Consider the following 249-nt stretch of genomic DNA (forward strand, 5'->3'; position numbering starts at 1 on the left):
CGATCGGGTCGCGGACATGGGTTAGTCCTTGGTTACGCGGTTGATTTCGGCCAGGCTGGTGACGCCGTTGAGCGCCTTGACCAGGGCCGAGCGGCGCAGATCGCGCACGCCCGACCGCGTGGCGGCGGCGGCGATCTGCATCGCGTTGCCGCCTTCGAGCACGATCGCCTGGATTTCTTCGGTCATCGGCATGACCTGGTAGATGCCGGTACGGCCCTTATACCCCTCGGTGCAGTCGGGGCAGCCGAC

The 249-nt window shown here is 66.7% G+C and carries 1 protein-coding gene; it reads right to left on the reverse strand.

What is annotated here, in order from left to right:
* Nucleotides 1–21 precede the first annotated feature (21 nt).
* Nucleotides 22–249: type IV-A pilus assembly ATPase PilB (locus tag HKX41_12590; protein ID NNC24972.1), on the reverse strand; the 228-nt coding region annotated here is incomplete at its 5' end.

This window comes from Salifodinibacter halophilus (assembly GCA_012999515.1).
Classification (GTDB): Bacteria; Pseudomonadota; Gammaproteobacteria; order Nevskiales; family Salinisphaeraceae; genus Salifodinibacter; species Salifodinibacter halophilus.